19 protein-coding genes are annotated in these 21,827 nt (G+C 58.3%); 4 read left to right on the top strand and 15 right to left on the bottom strand.

The genetic code is table 11. From position 1 onward, the window contains the following. Positions 1-41 precede the first annotated feature (41 nt). The 4 genes from glmM to rlmE all read right to left on the bottom strand — a co-directional run bounded on the left by glmM (position 42) and on the right by rlmE (position 5,012). Positions 42-1,385 carry a phosphoglucosamine mutase gene (gene glmM, locus EC919_RS24145; protein WP_133776822.1) on the bottom strand — a complete coding sequence of 448 codons (1,344 nt, stop codon included), beginning with the start codon at positions 1,383-1,385 and terminating at the stop codon, positions 42-44. Positions 1,386-1,401: 16 nt separating this feature from the next. Continuing rightward, the gene (gene folP / locus EC919_RS24140) at positions 1,402-2,253 is read right to left on the bottom strand and encodes a dihydropteroate synthase (protein WP_133776821.1); all 852 of its coding nucleotides are present in this window, start codon (positions 2,251-2,253) and stop codon (positions 1,402-1,404) included. A gap of 8 nt (positions 2,254-2,261) precedes the next feature. Next, positions 2,262-4,172, bottom strand: coding sequence for an ATP-dependent zinc metalloprotease FtsH (ftsH, locus tag EC919_RS24135; RefSeq protein WP_133776820.1), 1,911 nt, complete (start codon positions 4,170-4,172; stop codon positions 2,262-2,264). Between the two features lie 189 nt (positions 4,173-4,361). Continuing rightward, positions 4,362-5,012: a 23S rRNA (uridine(2552)-2'-O)-methyltransferase RlmE gene (rlmE, locus tag EC919_RS24130; protein ID WP_065987607.1), complete on the bottom strand. Its 651-nt coding sequence runs from the start codon at positions 5,010-5,012 to the stop codon at positions 4,362-4,364. Positions 5,013-5,119: 107 nt separating this feature from the next. On the opposite strand from rlmE, the gene EC919_RS24125 reads away from it, so the two are divergent. Continuing rightward, positions 5,120-5,428 carry a YhbY family RNA-binding protein gene (locus tag EC919_RS24125; RefSeq protein ID WP_074888472.1) on the top strand — a complete coding sequence of 103 codons (309 nt, stop codon included), beginning with the start codon at positions 5,120-5,122 and terminating at the stop codon, positions 5,426-5,428. Between the two features lie 170 nt (positions 5,429-5,598). Here EC919_RS24125 and greA read toward each other — a convergent pair whose 3' ends face one another. The 7 genes from greA to grpE form a co-directional block, all read right to left on the bottom strand. Continuing rightward, a complete protein-coding gene (gene greA / locus EC919_RS24120) occupies positions 5,599-6,075 on the bottom strand; it encodes a transcription elongation factor GreA (RefSeq protein WP_133776819.1) in 477 nt (158 codons plus the stop codon). Continuing rightward, positions 6,072-9,293: a carbamoyl-phosphate synthase large subunit gene (gene carB, locus EC919_RS24115; RefSeq protein ID WP_133776818.1), complete on the bottom strand. Its 3,222-nt coding sequence runs from the start codon at positions 9,291-9,293 to the stop codon at positions 6,072-6,074. Before carB ends, greA begins: the two co-directional genes overlap by 4 nt. Positions 9,294-9,415: 122 nt before the next feature. Further along, entirely contained in the window at positions 9,416-10,552 is a 1,137-nt protein-coding gene (gene carA / locus EC919_RS24110) for a glutamine-hydrolyzing carbamoyl-phosphate synthase small subunit (protein WP_133776817.1), read from the bottom strand. A 301-nt stretch (positions 10,553-10,853) separates the two neighbouring features. Next, positions 10,854-11,660 carry a 4-hydroxy-tetrahydrodipicolinate reductase gene (gene dapB, locus EC919_RS24105; RefSeq protein ID WP_133776816.1) on the bottom strand — a complete coding sequence of 269 codons (807 nt, stop codon included), beginning with the start codon at positions 11,658-11,660 and terminating at the stop codon, positions 10,854-10,856. Between the two features lie 10 nt (positions 11,661-11,670). Further along, entirely contained in the window at positions 11,671-12,801 is a 1,131-nt protein-coding gene (gene dnaJ, locus EC919_RS24100; RefSeq protein ID WP_133776815.1) for a molecular chaperone DnaJ, read from the bottom strand. Positions 12,802-13,124: 323 nt separating this feature from the next. Further along, entirely contained in the window at positions 13,125-15,044 is a 1,920-nt protein-coding gene (dnaK, locus tag EC919_RS24095) for a molecular chaperone DnaK (protein ID WP_133776814.1), read from the bottom strand. 102 nt (positions 15,045-15,146) lie between these two features. After that, entirely contained in the window at positions 15,147-15,713 is a 567-nt protein-coding gene (gene grpE, locus EC919_RS24090; protein ID WP_065987614.1) for a nucleotide exchange factor GrpE, read from the bottom strand. A 276-nt stretch (positions 15,714-15,989) separates the two neighbouring features. Between grpE and recN the strand changes: the two genes are divergently transcribed. Continuing rightward, on the top strand, positions 15,990-17,663 hold the full coding sequence (gene recN / locus EC919_RS24085) for a DNA repair protein RecN (RefSeq protein WP_074888451.1): 1,674 nt from the start codon (positions 15,990-15,992) through the stop codon (positions 17,661-17,663). A gap of 111 nt (positions 17,664-17,774) precedes the next feature. Here recN and fur read toward each other — a convergent pair whose 3' ends face one another. After that, complete coding sequence (gene fur / locus EC919_RS24080) at positions 17,775-18,182, bottom strand: ferric iron uptake transcriptional regulator (RefSeq protein WP_065987616.1); 408 nt, start codon at positions 18,180-18,182, stop codon at positions 17,775-17,777. A 98-nt stretch (positions 18,183-18,280) separates the two neighbouring features. Between fur and EC919_RS24075 the strand changes: the two genes are divergently transcribed. Beyond that, positions 18,281-18,805 (top strand): outer membrane protein assembly factor BamE, encoded by a 525-nt coding sequence (locus EC919_RS24075; protein WP_074888447.1) that lies wholly within the window; start codon positions 18,281-18,283, stop codon positions 18,803-18,805. Positions 18,806-18,892: 87 nt separating this feature from the next. Here EC919_RS24075 and EC919_RS24070 read toward each other — a convergent pair whose 3' ends face one another. The 3 genes from EC919_RS24070 to EC919_RS24060 are packed head-to-tail and all read right to left on the bottom strand — an operon-like array spanning position 18,893 to position 21,051. Continuing rightward, positions 18,893-19,213, bottom strand: a complete 321-nt coding sequence (locus EC919_RS24070; RefSeq protein ID WP_133776813.1) for an RnfH family protein — start codon at positions 19,211-19,213, stop codon at positions 18,893-18,895. Beyond that, entirely contained in the window at positions 19,206-19,640 is a 435-nt protein-coding gene (locus EC919_RS24065) for a type II toxin-antitoxin system RatA family toxin (RefSeq protein WP_133776812.1), read from the bottom strand. Before EC919_RS24065 ends, EC919_RS24070 begins: the two co-directional genes overlap by 8 nt. Before the next feature lie 7 nt (positions 19,641-19,647). Continuing rightward, complete coding sequence (locus tag EC919_RS24060; protein WP_133776811.1) at positions 19,648-21,051, bottom strand: sodium-dependent transporter; 1,404 nt, start codon at positions 21,049-21,051, stop codon at positions 19,648-19,650. A gap of 127 nt (positions 21,052-21,178) precedes the next feature. On the opposite strand from EC919_RS24060, the gene smpB reads away from it, so the two are divergent. Beyond that, entirely contained in the window at positions 21,179-21,661 is a 483-nt protein-coding gene (smpB, locus tag EC919_RS24055) for an SsrA-binding protein SmpB (protein ID WP_065987620.1), read from the top strand. Positions 21,662-21,827 lie beyond the last annotated feature (166 nt).

Raw genomic sequence — 21,827 nt, 5'->3', positions numbered from 1 at the left:
CGCAGATGTTACCCAACAGTTTCAACACTGGCAAGCCGAAATCAGGCGCAAACTTCCGCAACCAGTTTTGCCAGTTCATCGGCATAGCTGCGGACCAGGATTTCGTCCTCGCCCTCAACCATTACCCTCACCAGCGGCTCGGTACCGGACTTGCGCAGAAGCACACGTCCACGCCCGCCCATGGCGGCGGTCACGCGATCACAGGCCTCAATAACCGCGGGGTGTTTGACCGGATCAACGCCTCCCCCCTCAAAGCGCACATTGATCAATACCTGAGGGCATTTCTTCAGGCCTTCGAGCGATTGTGCGAGGCTCTGGCCGGTACGTTTCATCGACAGCAGTACCTGCAGTGCAGCGATGATCGCATCACCCGTCGTGGTATGCCGGAAGCACACGACATGGCCCGAGTTCTCGCCGCCCACTTGCCAGTCGCGCTCCAGGAGCTCAGCGATGACATATCGGTCGCCGACGTTGGCGCGCACGAACGGGATGTTGAGATCAGCAAGTGCCAACTCCAGCCCGAGGTTGCTCATCAGGGTGCCAACGACACCTCCCTGCAACTGGCCACGCTCTTGAAGGTCCCGCGCAATGATGTAAAGCAGCTCATCACCATCGACGATCGCACCCGTGTGGTCGACCATCAGCACACGATCGCCGTCACCATCAAAACCGATGCCCAGATCAGCGCCATGCTCGACAACAGCGGCCTGCAACGCTCCCATGTGGGTGGAACCGCAGTTGTCATTGATGTTGAGCCCATTGGGCGCCGCCGATAGCACAGTGACCTCGGCGCCAAGCTCTCGAAACACATTCGGCGCTACCTTGTACGTCGCCCCATGAGCGCAATCGACAACGAGCTTCAGCCCGTCGAAATCAGTACTGGTGGGAACGCTGCTCTTACAGAATTCGATGTAACGCCCCGCGGCGTCGTTGATACGCGACACCTTGCCGAGTTTCTCGGACTCCTCGACGGTCATCGGCGAATCGAGCAGCTCCTCAATCATCAGCTCGATCTCGTCAGGGAGCTTGGTGCCCTGCCCGGAGAAGAATTTGATGCCGTTGTCGTAATGCGGGTTATGCGATGCGCTGATCACGATCCCCGCTTCGGCATGGAATGTACGAGTCAGATACGCGATCGCAGGCGTCGGCATCGGACCGAGCAGCATCACGTCCGCACCGGCAGCAGACAAGCCGGCTTCGAGTGCCGATTCGAACATGTAGCCCGAAATACGGGTGTCCTTACCCACAAGGATCCGGCATGCGCCCATTTTCCGGAAGGCCATCCCTGCCGCCCATCCCAGCTTTAACATGAAATCAGGGGTGATCGGGAATTGGCCTACGCGACCGCGGATACCGTCGGTACCGAAATATTTTTTAGTGCTCATGGGTGCTCCAGATTTCTTATTTTGCTGATTCAACAGCAGCAATCATACGCACCACGTCTACCGTCTCCGGGACGTCGTGCACACGCAGAATTTTTGCGCCTTTAACCATCGCCATGGCGGCAAGCGCCAGTGCACCATGCAAACGCTGATCAACAGGCTTGTCGAGAACCTTGCCGATCATGCTCTTGCGGGATACACCGACCAACAAAGGACGACCCAATGCATGGAGCGCTTCCATATGCTTGAAGAGGCTCAGATTATGCTCAAGGGTCTTGGCGAAGCCGAACCCTGGATCAAGGATAATCCTCTCGACGGGGATACCTGCCGCGACGCACTGCTCCATGCGCTCGCGCAAGAAGGCGCTGACCTCCCCAACCAGGTCAGTGTAGTGAGGGTCATTCTGCATGTCCGTCGGCTCGCCGCGCATGTGCATCAGGCAAACGGGTAAACCCGTCGCCACAGCGGCGTCCAGCGCCCCGTCACGGCGAAGCGAGCGAACATCGTTGATGAGCCCTGCACCCAGGCGTGCAGTCTCGCGAATGACGGCCGGCGTCGAGGTATCTACAGAAATGATCACATCCAGCTCGGCGCTGATCGCCTCGACGACAGGCGACACGCGCTCCAGCTCTTCAACAGGGGAAACAGATCGCGCACCGGGCCGCGTTGACTCACCCCCGACATCGATCAGGGTCGCGCCAGCCAGCATCATCGCCTCGGCATGACGCAGCGCCAGGTCTCGCTGCGCGAAACGGCCGCCGTCCGAGAACGAATCAGGAGTGATATTAAGGATTCCCATCACGTGCGTGCGGGATAAATCAAGAACCCGGTTGCCGCAAGGCAACCGGGTCGGGTGAAGCGCAGAAGTCATGTCAGACCTTAGTGTTCAGCAGCAGGGCCGCCAATAGGCGATTCCGGACGCGGACCTACAGGTGCGATCGGGGTGCCCGAATCTCCGGAGCCACCTTCCCAATCACGAGGCTCGCGTGGTGTGCGGCCGGCCATGATGTCATCGATCTGCTCGGCATCGATGGTCTCGTATTTCATCAAAGCATCAGCCATCGCTTCCAGCTTGTCACGGTTGTCCGTGAGGATCTGTCTTGCGGTGCCGTAGCACTGATCAATGATGCTGCGCACTTCGGAGTCAATCAGACGGGCAGTGTCACCGGAGAGGCTGGCATTCTGACCACCACCGCCGCGACCCAGGTAGCCGCCTTCTTCTTCATCCGAATACATCAACGGACCGAGCTTCTCGGACAGGCCCCATTTGGTGACCATGTTTCGAGCAATCTGACTGGCCCGCATGATGTCGTTGGAGGCACCGGTGGTCACGCCATCGAAGCCCAACGTCATTTCCTCCGCAATCCGCCCGCCATACAGCGAGCATATCTGACTGATCAGGGCACGCTTGGACAGGCTGTAGCGATCTTCCTCGGGGAGGAACATCGTCACACCCAACGCACGACCGCGGGGGATGATCGACACTTTGTAGACCGGATCATGTTCTGGCACGACACGGCCGACGATGGCATGACCCGCCTCGTGATATGCCGTATTGCGCTTCTCTTTGTCGGACATGACCATCGATTTGCGCTCAGCGCCCATCATGATCTTGTCTTTCGCCAACTCGAATTCTTTCATCTCGACGATACGCTTACCGGTACGGGCAGCGAACAGCGAAGCCTCGTTGACCAGGTTGGCCAGATCAGCACCGGAGAAACCCGGGGTACCGCGAGCGATCACGCCTGGCTGAACGTCGTCACCCATTGGCACTTTGCGCATGTGTACTTTAAGAATCTGCTCACGACCGCGGATATCGGGCAAGCCCACGACCACTTGGCGGTCGAAACGGCCCGGACGCAGCAGCGCAGGGTCGAGAACGTCCGGACGGTTAGTGGCGGCGATCACAATGATGCCGTCGTTCATTTCAAAGCCGTCCATCTCAACCAGCAGCTGGTTGAGCGTCTGCTCACGCTCGTCATGACCGCCGCCCATGCCGCCACCACGATGGCGACCTACGGCATCGATCTCGTCAATGAAGATGATGCAAGGCGCATGCTTCTTGGCTTGTTCAAACATGTCACGAACACGGCTTGCACCCACGCCGACGAACATCTCGACGAAGTCGGAACCGGAAATCGTGAAAAACGGGACCTTGGCTTCACCCGCGATAGCCTTCGCTATCAGGGTTTTACCGGTACCCGGAGGGCCCACCATCAAGACGCCGCGAGGGATCCGACCGCCCAGACGCTGGAACTTGCCAGGGTCGCGCAGAAACTCGACCAACTCGCCGACTTCTTCTTTGGCTTCATCACAACCAGCCACGTCAGCCAGTGTGGTTTTGACCTGATCCTCGGACAGCAGACGCGCTTTGCTCTTACCAAAGCTCATCGGTCCGCCTTTGCCCCCTGCACCACCTTGCATCTGGCGCATGAAGAACATGAAGACAGCAATAATCACGAGGATAGGGAAGCTGGCGACGAGAAGCTGAGTCCAGATGCTTTGCTGCTCTGGCTGCTTGCCTTCGATCACAACGTTGTTGTCGACCAGATCCCCGATCAAACCGTTGTCCTGGATGGCAGGGCGGATGGTCTTGAAGGAGTCGCCGTCGCTGCGTTTGCCGGTGATGACGTAACCGTCAACGGCAACTTTCTCGACTTTGCCGTCTTTCACCTGCTGGATGAATTCGGAATAGTTGAGGGTCTGCGGCTCGTTAGGACTGGAGAAGTTGTTCATCACGGTCACGAGAACCGCCGCGATGATCAACCACAGGATCAAATTCTTTGCCATATCGTTCAATTAGCTACCCTCTGAAGCAAGCTCCACGCTGGAGCGTGCCTCGCATGATATTTACCGGCCTAACGTACTACAGATCCTACAGGCGTGGCAGGCGGCGTCTGTAACCCTTTGTGAAACTTTGACTACGCGATGTTGGTTACGCTCCCTTGATAAAGCCATTTGAAAAAAGCTATCGCTTGATCAGAGTCGCTCATCGCTTGCCGATCCTTCTATGCCGCGAAACCCGCGACCCAACAAATACTGTTCTCGGGAGCGGTCCCGCGACGACAAAGGTTTACGCATCTGCACCTTGTCGAACAACTTGCGGATGTCCTTGTGATACACGTCGAAGCCCTCACCCTGGAAGACCTTAATCAGGAAATCGCCACCAGGACGGAGCACACGACCGGCCAGATCCAGCGCCAGCTCGCAGAGAAACATTGCGCGGGGCATGTCCACAGCGCTCAATCCACTCATATTGGGGGCCATATCTGAAATCACAAGGTCCACCTGTGTATTACCGACCGCCTCGAGGATCTGGGCAAGCACTTCATCCTGCGTGAAATCCCCCTGAATGAAGGTCACGTCGGGGATGCTGTCCATTTCCAGGATGTCGGATGCGATCAAACGGCCCTGACCACCAATCAGACGACTGGTCACCTGCGACCAGCCTCCGGGCGCTGCACCCAGGTCGATCACCGTCATGCCGGGACGGATGATTTTATCCTTCTCCTGAATCTCGAGGAGCTTGTAACTGGCGCGAGAACGGTAGCCGTCCCGCTGCGCCATTTTGACGTACTTGTCGTCGAAGTGTTCTTTAAGCCAGTTATGGCTGGTTTTGGAACGTGCCACGGAGCACCTCAAAAAATTAGGACGAGTCGCGATTAACCGGGCGGTCCCGGACTCGCTCGGGTAAACTGGCCGCCGCTTTTTACAAGATCAGACGCAGAGGTCAGATTATGCCGCTCACTCAAGAGCAGAAGAAACAATACAAATCCATTGGTCACCATCTGAAACCGGTGTTGATGGTGGCGGACAATGGTCTGACTGAAGGTGTGTTGGCCGAATTGGAGCGCGCGCTGGGCGATCACGAGTTGATCAAGATCAAACTCAACATCCTCGACCGCGAAAGCCGCCTGGCAGCCATCGCTGAGCTGTGCAAAGTCGGCAAGGCCGATCTGGTGCAGGTCATCGGCAAAATGGCGCTGATTTACCGCAAGAACCCGAAGGTGAACAAGCAGCTGTCCAACGTCCATCGCTTCAACTGATCCTGTCCGGTCAGCGGCGAACAAGCGCTGACCGTCAGATTCGGTGCCCACCTGCATAGATGAGCGCCGACCCGGTCATACCAGAGCTGCGACCGCCGGTTCGAAAGATCAGACAATGACCTTCGAACCCGCTGCCTGAATCAACACCCGCGCAATGCGGGTGTCGATCATCAAACGTGACGCACTTCCACGATTTCGTACTCGATCACACCGCTCGGCGTTTTCACAGCTACGACATCGCCCTCTTCCTTGCCAATCAAAGCGCGAGCGAGGGGCGAACCCACCGAAATCTTGCCCAGTTTGAAGTCAGCCTCGTCCTCACCCACGATGTGGTAGATGACGCGATCGTCCGTCTCCACGTTGGCGATTTCGACGGTAGTGCCGAAGATCACTTTGCCGGTGTGAGGGATCGTGGTGACGTCGATGATTACCTGATTCTGGATCCGGCCTTCGATGTCGCGGATACGCGCTTCGACCATGCCCTGCTGTTCGCGGGCGGCATGGTATTCAGCGTTTTCCTTGAGATCGCCCAGCTCACGCGCAGTCCCGATGTCCTGGCTGAGCTTGGGACGAACCACCTTGGTCAGGTGTGCGTGTTCTTCTTCCAGGGCGCGAGCGCCCTGAACGGTCATTGGGTACTTGATCATGCTTTCAGTCCTGCATGTAGATCCTGCAAGCGGCGTACGGTTTTTTCAGGACCGAATTTCAGCGCTTCACAGATGGCCTCGCCTGCAGCGATGGTCGTGGTGCAGTAGATCTTGTGCTGCAGGGCATTACGGCGAATGGAGTAGGAATCGGCGATCGACTGGCGGCCCTCGGTCGTGTTGATGATCAGGGTGACTTCGTCATTCTTGATCATGTCGACCACGTGTGGACGGCCCTCGGTCACCTTGTTGACGCGGCGGACTTTCAGCCCGGCCTCTTCGATCAGGCGTGCGGTGCCAGCGGTTGCAACGATGTCGAAGCCCAGCTCGATCAAGCTGCGTGCGACACCTGCCACCAGCGGCTTGTCGTCGTCACGCACACTGATGAAGGCCGTGCCGCCAGTCGGCAACACTTCACTGGCGCCCATCTGGGCTTTTGCGAAGGCTTCGCCGAAGGTGTCACCGACACCCATGACTTCGCCGGTCGATTTCATCTCTGGGCCGAGGATCGGGTCAACGCCCGGGAACTTGGCGAATGGGAACACTGCCTCTTTCACGCTGTAGAAGTTCGGGATGATCTCCTTGGTGAAACCGAGTTCTTTCAGGGTTTTGCCGGCCATGACGCGAGCCGCAATCATCGCCAGCGAGACACCGATGCACTTCGAAACGAACGGCACCGTTCGCGATGCGCGCGGGTTCACTTCGATGACGTAAATATCCTCGCCCTGCAATGCCAGTTGCACGTTCATCAAGCCGACAACGCCAAGCTCCAGGGCCATTTTCTTGACCTGATCACGCATTTCATCCTGGATGTGGGCTGGCAGCGAATACGGTGGCAGCGAGCATGCCGAGTCACCGGAGTGAACGCCGGCCTGCTCGATGTGCTGCATGATGGCGCCGATCACCACATCGGTACCGTCGCAGACCGCATCAACGTCCATCTCGATGGCGCAGTTGAGGAAGTGGTCAAGCAGCACCGGGCTGTCGTTGGACACTTGAACCGCTTCACGCAGGTAGCGCTTGAGCTCGTCTTCTTCGTAGACGATCTCCATCGCACGACCGCCCAAGACGTAGGACGGTCGCACCACCAGCGGGTAGCCGATCTTCGCGGCGGCCCGAATGGCTTCGTCTTCGCTGCGCACGGTGGCGTTTGGCGGCTGACGCAGATTGAGTCGCTCGACCATTTGCTGGAAACGCTCGCGATCTTCTGCACGGTCAATGGCGTCCGGGCTGGTGCCGATGATAGGCACGCCTGCGGCTTCCAGCGCGCGCGCCAGTTTCAACGGGGTCTGGCCGCCGTACTGAACGATCACGCCTTTCGGCTTCTCGACGCGGACGATCTCCAGCACGTCTTCCAGGGTCACAGGCTCGAAGTACAGACGGTCAGAGGTGTCGTAGTCGGTCGATACGGTTTCCGGGTTGCAGTTGACCATGATGGTCTCGTACCCGTCTTCACGCAGCGCCAGCGCAGCGTGCACGCAGCAGTAATCGAACTCGATGCCTTGGCCAATGCGGTTAGGACCACCACCCAGAATCATGATCTTGTCGCGATTCGTCGGGTTGGCTTCGCACTCTTCCTCGTACGTGGAGTACATGTAAGCGGTGTCGGTGGCGAATTCGGCAGCGCACGTGTCAACGCGTTTGTAAACCGGCAGCACGTCCAGCTTGTGACGGTGCGTGCGCAGGTTTTTCTCGGTCACACCCAGCAGCTTGGCCAGGCGTGCATCGGAGAAGCCCTTGCGCTTGAGGCGATACATCAGGTCGCGGTCAATCGCCGACAGGCCGAGGGTCTTGACCTTCTCTTCATCCTTGATCAGATCTTCGATCTGCACCAGGAACCAGGGATCGATCATGTTCATGCCGAAAATCTGTTCAACCGTCATGCCGGCGCGGAAAGCGTCGGCAACATACCAGATGCGCTCGGCACCCGGAACCGTCAGCTCGCGCTTGAGAATACTCATGCTTTCCGGATTGCTCAGGTCCAGCTTCGGATCGAGACCGCTGACACCTACTTCCAGGCCGCGCAGGGCTTTCTGCAGGGATTCCTGGAAGGTCCGGCCGATGGCCATGACTTCGCCGACCGACTTCATTTGAGTGGTCAGGCGCGCGTCGGCTTTGGCGAACTTCTCGAACGCAAAACGTGGCAGTTTGGTGACGACGTAGTCGATCGATGGCTCGAACGACGCCGGGGTCTTGCCGCCGGTAATTTCGTTCTGCAGTTCGTCCAGGGTGTAGCCGACAGCCAGCTTGGCTGCCACTCGCGCGATCGGGAAGCCAGTAGCCTTGGAAGCCAGCGCAGAAGAGCGAGAGACCCGTGGGTTCATCTCGATCACGACCATGCGGCCGGTGTCGGGGCAGATCCCGAACTGAACGTTCGAGCCGCCTGTCTCGACGCCGATCTCACGCAGGACCGCCAGCGAGGCATTACGCAGGATCTGGTATTCCTTGTCCGTGAGGGTCTGTGCCGGCGCGACGGTGATGGAGTCGCCGGTGTGCACGCCCATTGGATCGAAGTTCTCGATGGAGCAGACGATGATGCAGTTGTCCTTTTTGTCGCGGACAACTTCCATTTCGTATTCTTTCCAGCCGATCAGCGACTCGTCGATCAGCAGCTCTTTGGTCGGCGACAGGTCAAGACCGCGGGCGCAGATTTCTTCGAATTCTTCGCGGTTGTACGCGATGCCGCCACCGGTGCCACCCATGGTGAAGGACGGACGAATGATGCACGGGAAGCCCAGCTTTTCGAGGACCGTGTTGGCCTCTTCCATGCTGTGGGCGATACCGGAACGCGGGCACGCCAGGCCGATGGACTTCATGGCCTTGTCGAAACGCGAACGGTCTTCAGCCTTGTCGATGGTGTCGGCATTGGCGCCGATCATTTCAACGCCGAACTTTTCCAGAACGCCTTCGCGCTCCAGGTCCAGTGCGCAGTTCAGTGCGGTCTGGCCGCCCATGGTTGGCAGCAGCGCATCAGGGCGCTCTTTTTCGATGATCTTGGCGACGGTCGCCCATTTGATCGGCTCGATGTAGGTCGCATCCGCCATGGCCGGGTCGGTCATGATGGTGGCCGGGTTCGAGTTGACCAGAATGACGCGGTAACCCTCTTCGCGCAGAGCCTTGCAGGCCTGGGCGCCGGAGTAGTCGAATTCGCAGGCCTGGCCGATTACGATCGGGCCAGCACCAAGAATCAGGATGCTTTTAATGTCTGTACGTTTTGGCATGGGTTGTCACTCGAATCCTGTGTCAGTCGGCAAGCCGTCTTGAACATCTCAGGTGCCGGGCGGGCTGCCGGATCAGATCCGGCCCACCGCGATCACCTGCTCGCTACAGCCGCAAGGCAGCCTTACCGGCGCTTGTCCATGGCTGCGATGAAGCGATCGAACAGCGGCGCGACGTCAGTCGGGCCCGGGCTCGCTTCAGGGTGCCCCTGGAAGCTGAACGCGTCCTTGTCAGTGCGCTCGATGCCTTGCAGGCTGCCATCGAACAACGACTTGTGAATCGCGCGTACGTTGCTCGGCAGGGTCGCTTCGTCCACCGCAAAACCGTGGTTCTGGCTGGTGATCATGACCACGCCGGTGTCCAGGTCCTGGACCGGGTGGTTGGCGCCATGGTGGCCCAGATCCATCTTGATGGTCCGAGCGCCGGAAGCGAGCGCCAACAACTGGTGACCCAGGCAGATACCGAACACCGGAATGTCGGTCTCCAGCACTTCCTTGATCGCCTGGATGGCGTAATCGCAAGGCTCCGGATCGCCTGGGCCGTTGGACAGGAAGATGCCGTCCGGCTTGAGGGCAAGCACTTCACTGGCAGGGGTCTGCGCAGGTACCACCGTGACACGGCAACCGCGCTCGACCAGCATGCGCAGAATGTTGAACTTGACGCCGTAGTCCCAGGCGACCACGTGGTACTTCAAGTCGGCTGCGGCAACTTCGGGGCTGCTGTCGGACTGCAGGTTCCAGACCGTAGAGCGCCACTCGTAGGTTTCTTTGGTGCTGACTTCCTTGGCGAGGTCCATGCCTTTCAGGCCCGGGAAACCTCGTGCCGCCGCGATGGCTGCTTCTTCGGAAATGTTGTCGCCAGCCATGATGCAGCCGTTTTGAGCGCCCTTCTCGCGAAGGATGCGCGTCAGGCGGCGCGTGTCGATGCCTGCGATCGCAACGGTTTTATTGGCCTTCAGATACTCGGCCAGGGGCATCTTGTTACGCCAGTTGCTCGCAACCAGTGGCAGGTCGCGAATCACCAGACCCGCCGACCAGACGCGGTCAGACTCGGCATCTTCCGGCGTGGTACCGGTGTTGCCGATGTGCGGGTAAGTCAGGGTGACGATTTGCTGGGCATAGGAAGGATCGGTAAGAATTTCCTGATAGCCTGTCATTGCGGTGTTGAACACCACTTCACCAACGGTTTGACCGTCGGCACCAATGGCTTCGCCGCGAAAAATGCTGCCATCAGCAAGGGCGAGTATGGCTGGCTTAGTCAAGAAGACCTCCCGTAATAAAGCCTGAAAGGGCGATCGCAGGTTGTAAAAAAGCGGAATGACGTATAGACACGTCACCCCGCTTTTTTCATAGAATTATCTGCGCGCTTTTAGTGGACACACTAAAGCTGTAGCTTACAGAAAGAGGTCTTTTTAATCCACCGCTAAAATTGCCGTGAGGGCTGGGGAGTGCGACGAGACATCGCGTAGCGGGTGTGTAAAGGCTTTGAACTGCGGGCAGGATACAGGTAAAGCCCCTCTCCTGCCCGCATTGTTACCTGTCACGTCTGGAGCGCCGCCAGACTCAGCGCAGATCGAGTACGTCCTGCATGTCGTAAAGACCCGGCGCCTTGCCATCGAGCCACAGAGCGGCGCGCACTGCGCCCTTGGCGAAGGTCATGCGACTGGACGCCTTGTGCGTAATCTCCAGACGCTCACCCTCGGCGGCGAACAGCACAGTGTGATCACCTACAACGTCACCGCCACGGACAGTGGCAAAGCCGATCGTCTCACGCTCACGAACACCCGTGTGACCCTCACGACCGTAGACGGCGACCTTGCTCAAATCACGCCCCAGGGCATCGGCAACCACCTCCCCCATGCGGACAGCCGTACCCGACGGCGCGTCGACCTTGTTGCGGTGATGAGCTTCGATGATCTCGATGTCCGCGTCTTCGCCCATCACCCGCGCCGCCAGATCCAGCAGCTTGAACGACAGGTTCACGCCCACACTGAAATTGGACGCGAAAACGACAGGAATATCCCGGCTCGCTTCCACCAGCAGGTGCTTCTGTTCGACGCTCAAACCGGTGGTACCAATCACCATCGCCTTGCCCGATTTACGGCAGAACGCCAGGTTTTTCAGCATGACGTCCGGCAATGTGAAGTCGATCAGAACGTCGAACTCGTCGGCAACCTGCTCCAGATTACCGGTCAACTGAACACCGATACGCCCCAGCGATGCGAGCTCGCCGGCGTCGGCACCGATCATCGTGCTGCCGGGACGAACGATTGCCGCTGTCAGTCCGGTGAGCGGCGCACGATCCTGCACCGCCTCGATCAGGTTTTTGCCCATGCGCCCAGCGGCGCCCATCACAGCAATACGTCGCATGCCCTGCTCCTCAGAGGTCGCCGAAGAAGCGCTTCACGCCTTCGAACCAGCCGCTGGCCTTGGGCGAATGAGAGCTGTCGCCTTCAAGGGTGGCACGGAACTCTTCGAGCAGCTCGCGCTGGCGACGGCCCAGGTTGACCGGGGTCTCGACGGCCACACGGCACATCAGGTCGCCGGCGCCACCGCCACGGACAGGGGCAACGCCCTTGCCGCGCAAACGGAACTGTTTGCCGGTTTGCGTGCCTTCCGGGATCTTCAGCTTGACGCGACCGTCCAGGGTCGGCACTTCCAGCTCACCACCCAGTGCAGCGTCGGTGAAGCTGATCGGCACTTCGCAGTAGAGGTGCTTGCCGTCGCGCTGGAAGATCGCGTGCTCACGCACGTTGATCACGACATACAGGTCGCCCGTTGGGCCACCCTGCGTGCCCGCTTCGCCTTCGCCCGAGAGACGAATGCGGTCGCCAGTATCGACGCCTGGCGGCACCTTGACCGACAGTGTCTTTGATTCTTCGACACGACCTTCGCCATGGCAGGAGTCGCAAGGATCGGAGATGATCTTGCCGTTGCCGTGGCAACGCGGACAGGTCTGCTGAACAGAGAAGAAGCCCTGCTGCATGCGCACCTGGCCGATACCGCCGCATGTCGGGCAGGTCACCGGAGACGAACCCTTTTTGGCGCCGCTGCCGTCGCACGGTTTGCAGTTGACCAGTGTCGGCACACGGATGCTGACCGTCGTGCCGCGCACGGCTTCTTCAAGATTCAATTCGAGGGTATAGCGAAGGTCGCTGCCACGCTGGGCACCGCCACGACCACCACCGCCGGCGCGACCGCCGCCGAAGAAGTCGCTGAAGACATCACCGAAGATGTCGGAGAAGTTGGCGCCACCACCGCCGAAACCGCCGCCGCCCATACCTTGATCGACACCGGCATGACCATATTGGTCATAGGCCGCGCGCTTGCTGGCATCGGAAAGCACTTCGTACGCTTCGTTGGCTTCCTTGAAGGCGTCTTCCGAAGCCTTGTCACCCGGGTTGCGGTCAGGGTGAAATTTCATTGCGAGACGGCGATACGCCTTTTTCAGGTCCGCTTCGCTGGAGCCACGCTCCACTCCCAATACTTCGTAATAATCACGCTTTGACATAAATTTTCCGCACTCTTGAGGACGTCCGGCATGACCCTCCTGAGTCTGCCGAACTCGTTGAGCCCCTTTCAGGCCCGGACCCAACTCACGTCAATTAAACGATCCTGGTCTTGGTTCAACGGCCTTTAATCGACCGAGAAAAGCGGCTGAACAAGCCGGAGTGCAGGAGCATCCGGCTTTGCCACAAAGCCCGCGAATCAGCTTCGCAAGCTTGAAAATTTTGGGTATTCCAGACACGCCAACGCGGGAGCAAGCTCCCGCGCGGCGACATCCTACCAGCGACCACTGGAAAGCGGTCAACCGGCGATCAAGTGAGCCTGCGCTTACTTGTGGTCTTTCACTTCTTCGAACTCGGCGTCGACAACGTCGTCAGCCGGCTTGCTTTCTTCCTGAGCGGCCTGAGCACCGCCTTCAGGTTTTTCGGCTTGCTCGGCGTACATCTTCTGAGCAACCGGCGCGGAGACTTTTGACAGTTCCTCGATCTTGGCGTCGATGGCAGCCTTGTCGTCGCCTTTCACAGCGGCTTCAAGTGCAACCAGTGCGGCCTCGATAGCGGTCTTCTCTTCGGCGGTGACTTTGTCGCCAGCGTCGGAGATCATTTTGCGAGTCGAGTGAACCAGCGCATCGCCCTGGTTGCGGGCAGATGCCAGTTCTTCGAACTTGCGGTCTTCGTCCGAGTTTGCTTCAGCGTCGCGAATCATCTGCTGGATTTCTTCATCCGACAGACCGGAGTTGGCCTTGATCACGATCGACTGAGTCTTGCCAGTGGCCTTGTCTTTCGCGCCGACGTGCAGAATGCCGTTGGCGTCGATGTCGAAGGTCACTTCGATCTGAGGTACACCGCGTGGTGCTGGCGGGATCTCGGCCAGGTCGAACTTGCCCAGGGACTTGTTCTGAGCGGCTTGCTTACGCTCGCCCTGCAGCACGTGAATGGTCACAGCGCCCTGGTTGTCATCGGCAGTCGAGAACACTTGCGATTTCTTGGTAGGAATCGTGGTGTTTTTCTCGATCAGCGCTGTCATCACGCCGCCCATGGTTTCGATACCCAGCGTCAGCGGGCTGACGTCCAGCAGCAGAACGTCTTTGACGTCGCCGGCCAGTACCGCACCCTGAATAGCTGCACCCATGGCGACGGCTTCGTCAGGGTTGACGTCTTTGCGTGCTTCTTTACCGAAGAACTCGGTGACTTTCTGCTGAACCAGTGGCATACGGGTCTGACCACCGACCAGGATCACGTCGTTGATCGCGCCGATGTCGATACCAGAGTCTTTCAGCGCAATGCGGCAAGGCTCGATGGTGCGCTGAACCAGGTCTTCAACCAGCGATTCCAGCTTGGCGCGCGAGATCTTCACGTTCAAGTGCTTAGGACCGGTGGCATCTGCAGTGATATACGGCAGGTTCACGTCGGTCGAATTGCTCGACGACAGCTCGATCTTCGCTTTCTCGGCAGCTTCTTTCAGGCGCTGCATCGCCAGCGGATCACCTTTGAGGTTCATGCCGGATTCTTTCTTGAATTCGTCAACCAGGTAATCGATCAGGCGGATATCGAAGTCTTCACCACCCAGGAAGGTGTCACCGTTGGTGGCCAACACTTCGAACTGGTGCTCGCCATCGACTTCAGCAATTTCAATAACAGAGACGTCGAACGTACCGCCACCCAAGTCATAAACGATGACGGTGTGATCGCCCTTTGCTTTGTCCATACCGTAAGCCAACGCGGCTGCGGTCGGTTCGTTGATGATGCGCTTCACGTCCAGACCGGCAATACGACCGGCGTCTTTGGTGGCCTGACGCTGGCTGTCGTTGAAGTAAGCAGGGACAGTGATGACTGCTTCAGTCACGGTCTCGCCGAGGTAGTCTTCGGCGGTTTTCTTCATCTTCTTCAGGATTTCAGCCGAAATCTGAGGAGGGGACATTTTCTTGTCGTTGACTTCAACCCATGCATCACCGTTATCAGCCTTGGCGATTTTGTAAGGCACCATCTTGATGTCTTTCTGCACGACTTCTTCGTCGAACTTACGGCCGATCAGACGCTTGACCGCGTACAGGGTGTTATGCGGGTTGGTAACTGCCTGACGCTTGGCCGATTGACCCACGAGGATCTCGCCATCATTGGCATACGCAATGATAGAAGGGGTGGTACGAGCGCCTTCGGCGTTCTCGATAACCTTGGCTTTACCGTTTTCCAGAACCGAGACGCAGGAGTTGGTGGTCCCCAGGTCGATACCGATAATCTTGCCCATTTTTGAATCTCCCGAAACTTAAATGTGGTTGCCGCAACTGCATTTACAAATTGCGGTAATTCTTAAACGCTTGGCCTGTAAATGGGGGCCACTCAGCTAATTTCAAGCCTGCTCGTCAATAGACGGCGAAACAGGCGATGGCGCCTTGCTGACCACAACCATGGCCGGGCGAAGCAGACGGCCATTGAGCTGATAACCCTTCTGGAACACCTTGAGCACGCTGTTCGGCTCCACGTCCGCGCTTTCCTGCATCGCCATTGCCTGATGGTGCTCGGCGTTGAAAGGCTGGCCATGAGGGTCGATGGCTTCAAGGTTGTAGCGCTTGAGCGTGTCGTAGAACATTTTCAGCGTCAGTTCGATGCCTTCACGCATCGGCCGGATGCTCTCGTCGTCCGAGTTGGACAAGTCCAGACCACGCTCAAGGCTGTCGACAATCGGCAGCAGATCGCTGGCAAACTTCTCAAGCGCAAACTTGTGCGCCTTCTCGACGTCTTGCTCGGCACGGCGGCGGACGTTCTGCAGATCCGCAGCCACACGCAGAGACTGGTCCTGCGCCGCCTTCAGCTGTTCTTCAAGCACTTGCACACGCGTTGCCAGATCATCTTGAGAAGTCGCCGTGTCGGCAGCCTGATCCTGGGCCTGCATGTCCGGGTTCTGTTCGTCAGCCATAAATTCTCTCCTTCTAATTACATCCGTGAGCTCAACTCACGCCTCTGCCCGGCTATATGGGGTCGTAATTTTCGGGTTCAAGGGTTTAAGTGCAGGTTCGGCTGAATAACCCTACAAATGTTCTGACATGAGTCCGGTGGCGGTGAGCGGTGGCGAAAAGCAGGATTGATGCTAAAAATGGGCGATGACCTTTCAAATCGAGCTAAGGCAGGGCATTGTCAGCCCAAAGCAAAACACTGTATAAATAACCAGACAAATTGTTTGGGAGCCGCTCTGATGCTGGTCCACCTGTCCATACATAACTACGCCATCGTTGAACATCTCGATCTCGAACTGGATCGCGGCATGAGCGTGATCACCGGGGAAACCGGGGCCGGCAAGTCGATCATGCTCGACGCCCTCGGCCTGACGCTGGGCGATCGCGCCGACAGTGGCGTGGTGAGGCCAGGTGCCGACAAGGCAGACATTCTGGCGACCTTCGACGTGTCGGATATCCCTGAAGCAAGCGCATGGCTGAAGGAGCGGGACCTCGAAACCGACGGTCCCTGCATTTTGCGCCGGGTCATTACTGCCGAAGGCCGTTCACGGGCCTACATCAACGGGACGCCATGCCCTCAGGGCGACCTGAAGGCACTTGGCGAGTTGGTCATCGACATTCACAGCCAGCACGAGCATCAGTCGCTGCTCAAGACCGATACCCATCGGCGACTGCTGGACGAATATGCGGGCGCCACCGACCTCGCACGCCAAGTGCAACTGGCCTCCCAGCGCTGGCGACAAACGCGTCAGGAGCTTGAGCGTCTTTCCAATTCAGGCGACGAGCAACGGGCCAAGCATCAACTGCTGAGCTATCAGCTTGAAGAGCTGGAAAGCCTGAGCCTTGGCGAAAACGAGCTCGAACGGCTGGAACAGGAACACACCACGCTGACCAATGCCGAGAGTCTGCTGGGCATCTGCCGGCAAGTGGTCGAGCTGTGCAGTGAAAGCGATTCCGGCAATGCGCTGAACGCACTGACTGCCAGCCTCAACCGACTCAGCAGCGTCAACAACACGCCCGATGCATTGAATGAAGCCACCAATCTGCTCTCCAGTGCGCAGATTCAGGTTGAAGAGGCCGTCGGCGAGATCAATCGTTTCCTTGATCGCTTCGAAGCGGACCCCGCCCGTCTGCAGCAAATCGAAGAGCGCCTCGACACGATTTACACGCTGGCACGCAAACATCGCGTGCAGCCAACGGAAGTCGCAGCGCTGCACCAGAAGCTGCTCGACGAGATCGAAACCCTCAACGCCAACGATGAGGCGATCGAGAGACTGGAACACGAGGTGGGCTCTTACGCGCGGCACTATCAAGAGAAGGCGCGCGAGCTGAGCGACCTGCGTCACCGTGCTGCGCCTGAACTGGCCCACAAGGTCGAGCACGAAATTCAGCGGCTGGGTATGCCGGGCGGACGCTTCAATATCGAGCTGCGCGAGAACGTAGACAAAGAGCTGTCACCCAACGGGCTGGAGCAGGTTGAGCTGCTGGTCAGCGCCAACCCGGGTCAGCCGCTCAAGGCGCTGGCGAAGGTGGCGTCCGGTGGGGAACTGTCGCGGATCAGCCTGGCGATTCAGGTGATCACCGCACAGACATCCCGGGTCCCGACGCTGGTGTTTGACGAAGTGGACGTCGGTATCGGCGGCCCTACCGCTGAAATCGTCGGCCAACTGCTGCGTCGTCTCGGCGAACGCGGCCAGGTCATGACCGTTACGCACTTGCCGCAAGTCGCCGCCCAAGGCCATCAACACCTGTTCGTGCACAAAGTTCGTGAAGCGGATGTGACCCGCACGGCAGTGTCCAAGCTGAGCAAGAACGAACGAGTGGAAGAAGTGGCGCGAATGCTGGGAGGGATCGACCTGACCAAAGAGTCGCTCGCGCACGCCAAGAAGATGGTGGTCACGTCCAAATCGTGAGGACCACCAAGGCGTAACCCGGGCATCGTCGATCTGGCAGGACGCCGATTGCGAAATGCATAAACAACAAAGGCGACCCGCGGGTCGCCTTTGTCGTACTTCACAAAAGACTTACACCTTTTGCTTGCGTACGTAGAGCACCAGATTGTGATCCACCAGCTCGAAGCCGTGCTTGCTCACAATGGCTTTTTGCAATTTTTCGATTTCTTCGTCGAAGAACTCGATGACCTCGCCGGATTCCACGTTGACCATATGGTCGTGGTGGCCGCCGTCAGCCAGCTCGAATACCGCATGGCCGCCGTCGAAATTGTGGCGAACCACCAATCCGGCTGCTTCGAACTGAGTCAGAACTCGGTAAACCGTTGCCAGACCGACGTCTTCGTTGGCCTCCATCAGCGCCTTGTAGACGTCCTCCGCGCTCATGTGACGCTGCTGCGCAGAATCGAGCATTTGAAGGATCTTGACCCGCGGCAGGGTCACTTTAAGTCCGGCTTTGCGTAGTTCGCTATTTTCAACCATGGTCAGCTTTCTCGCAGACGCTGCTTCGCAGCTTCTCTTAATGCAGGTATGATCGGGGTTTACGTTGTCCCAGCCAAGATAGTGGAAGTCGCCCACCGATGCAAAACACCAAGCTCTTGCTAACCAGTTTCACCTTCGTGGGACTGCTCGCACTCGCCGGTTGTTCATTCCCCGGGGTTTATAAAATCGACATCCAACAGGGCAATGTCGTCACGCAGGACATGATAGACCAGTTACGCCCGGGAATGACCCGTCGGCAAGTAAGGTTTATCATGGGCAACCCTTTGTTGACCGACACTTTCCACCCTGAACGCTGGGACTATCTGTACAGCCTGCAGCCTGGTGGTGGCGAACGCCAGCAGGAGCGCGTCAGCCTGATCTTCAATGGCAATGACCAACTGGCGAGCCTGTCCGGTGACTTTAAGCCGGGTGTCAGCCGCGACGAGGCTATCCTCGGCAAGAGCAGCGACACGACTGTCACCCCCGAAAACCAGGGGACGCAGCCGCCGAAGGAAGAACCGCCGAAGCCTGGCTCGTTGCTTGAGCAGATTCAGAACGACGTCGACAAGGTCGAAACCGTGCCCGTTCCTTCCCAGGAACCGCTGGACACAAACCCGCGCTGATCCACCGCTTCGTCGTGGAATCAGCTGCATAAAAAAGCCCGGACATGCCGGGCTTTTTTACGTCTTTCAATCGGGCCGATGAGAAAATTAAATCGGTCTTTGCGCCTTTCTCGCCTCCGCTGCCTTTAAAGCGCGCAGACGGCGCACCTCTTTTGGATCAGCCAGCAACGGCCGATAAATCTCGACCCTGTCGCCGGTTTCCAGCGCGCGCTGTTCCGGTTCGCCTACAAGCTTGCCGAAGATGCCCAACGGGCACTGTGCGAGGTCCAGCCCGGGAAAGCGCTCAGCCATGCCCGACGCAATGGCCGCAGCACGCACCGATGTTCCGACAGGGACTTGCAGTGCGATCAACTCCTGACGGTCGACGGCGGCATAGACCACCTCGACGCGAATCATCGGGTCAGCCATGCAGCTCTTTGGCTCGCTGGCAGAAAGCATCAACCAACGTGTTGGCGGCCTGATTGAACAGCGGCCCCAGGGTCGCGCGGACGATCGAACCGCTGTAGTCGAACGACAGGTCCAGGCTGATCTTGCAGGCCTTTTCGTTCAGGGCTTTGAAGGTCCAGACGCCGTGAAGCTGACTGAAAGGCCCCTCCTCCAGGTTCATCTCGATGGTTTGCCCCGGCGTCAGCGTATTGCGCGTGACGAAGTGCTGGCTCAAACCGCCTTTGGCGATCTCGACACGCGCGCGCATTGAGGTATCACTCTGCTCTAGCACGGTGCCAGCGGAACACCACGGCAGAAATTCGGAGTAGCGACTCACGTCGTTGACCAGGTCATAAAGCGCCTGGGCGGGATATGGCAAAAGGGCGGAACGTTGAATATGCGTAGTCATGTCAGCGTCATTTCCAAAGCTGAGCGGCAAAGACAATCACGATGCCGATCGGCGCCACATAGCGCATCAAAAAGAACGTTAAAGCGAACAGAACCGGGCTGCGCACCGACAATTCGTCACGCACAGCGCCGCGTCCCATCACCCAACCTGCGAATACCACAAAACACAATCCACCCAGCGGCAGCATGATCCGCGAGGTGAAGAAATCGATCACGCCAAAGAAATCCAGCCCCGACGACGCTCCCCACTGATAGAGATGGAAGCCGCCGCCTTCGTTCACGAAGAATTTGGCCTCCTTCCAGATGTTGAACGAGAAAACCGTGCCCAACCCGACGAACCAGCAGATGAACGATAGCCAGAAAGTCACCCAGCCGCGGCGAACCTTCGTACGCTCAACCAGGTACGCGACCATGGGCTCGAGCAAGGAAATCGCCGAGCTCCAGGCCGCGACGGCGACAAGAATAAAGAACACCACGCCCATGACGGTACCGAAGGCGACGTTACCAAATGCATACGGCAACGTAACGAACATCAGCCCTGGCCCTTCGCTTGGGTTCAGGCCCGCCGCGAACACAATCGGAAATAATGCGAGGCCCGCCAGCAGCGACACGAAGGTGTCGAGCAATGCCACGCCCACCACCGTCGCGCTGATCGAAGCCTCTTTGGTCATGTAGGCGCCGTAGATCATGATCGAACCGACGCCCACGCTGAGCGAGAAGAACGCATGACCCATGGCCGGTAGCAGGCCATCCAGCAGCTTCTCGGGGGTGAAGTCGAACATGAAGTGCACACCTTCCATGAAGTGCCCGGTGGTCAGGCTGTAGCCCAACAGAATCACGATGAGTACAAACAGTAAAGGCATCAGAATGCGCAGGCTGCGCTCAAGGCCGGCGTTGACGCCCTTGGCAATGGTGATCGCCGACAGCAGCATGAACAGCGTGTGCCAGCCGACGAGGCGCCATGGATCAGCGATCATCTCGCCAAAATAGGCGCCGACACCGTCAGGCGTCACCCCTTTGAAATCGCCTTTGCCGACATCGATGATGTACTCGAGCGACCAGCCACCCACAACACTATAAAAAGAAAGAATCAACAACGCGGTCACCATGCCGGCAAACGCGCCCCATGACCATTTCGACGAATGCCCGGCTGCGACTGCCAGCGAACGCAGCGCGTTGGCCGGGCTCTGCCGTGCGCGGCGACCGATGAGTGTCTCGGCGATCATCACCGGAATGCCGATCAGAGCAATGCACGCCAGAAACACCAGCACAAACGCACCGCCGCCATAGACGCCGACCATGTAGGGGAATTTCCATATGCTGCCCAACCCCACGGCAGAGCCTGTGGCGGCCAGGATGAACACCCAGCGACTGGCCCAACTCCCGTGAACCGAAACCTTGTCCGTCGACATCGTTGACACGTCCAACACGCAAAAAAGATCGCGCATTGTCCGGGATTCACTCCACCTGCTCAAGCACACAGCTTCAGCGCGCGAGCCCATAGCCGAGACGCCCGTTGATCCCTATAATGCGTCGCCTATGGCTAAGCTCAAGAAACATCCCACAGGGACCATCGCGCAAAATAAAAAGGCGCGTCACGATTACTTCATCGAACACAAGTTCGAGGCCGGTCTGGTCCTGGCTGGCTGGGAAGTAAAAAGCCTGCGTGCCAACAAGGTGCAGCTGGTTGACAGTTACGTGTTGCTCAAGGACGGTGAGGCCTGGCTGATGGGTAGCCATATCTCGCCGCTGACGACAGCCAGTACCCACGTCATCGCTGACCCGACACGCACCCGTAAACTGCTGCTCAACAAACGCGAGCTGGAAAAGCTGACGTCCTCTGTTCAGCAAAAAGGCTATGCCTGCGTAGCCCTTGCCCTTTACTGGAAGCAGCACTTGATCAAGTGCGAGATTGCTCTGGGCAAAGGCAAGAAGGAATACGACAAGCGCGACACCGAGCGCGAACGCGACTCCAATCGCGAGTTGCAACGCGCCGTGCGGAACAAGGGCAAGGAAGACTGATTCTTTCAGTGCCTGATTTGACGCCTCGCCAGAGGCCGCCGAAAGCAGCGTTGGGCTTTCTGGTTGATGAAGGATCTGTAGGAGCCGGCTTGCTGGCGAATGCGTCATTCCGGTCAACATTGTGATGACTGAAATCGCGGGTTCGCCAGCAAGCCCGCTCTTACAG

The organism is Pseudomonas graminis (assembly GCF_004364335.1).
Classification (GTDB): domain Bacteria; phylum Pseudomonadota; class Gammaproteobacteria; order Pseudomonadales; family Pseudomonadaceae; genus Aquipseudomonas; species Aquipseudomonas graminis_D.
Note: the sequence above shows the minus strand (reverse complement) of the source record. Positions and strands in the feature narration are given on the sequence as shown.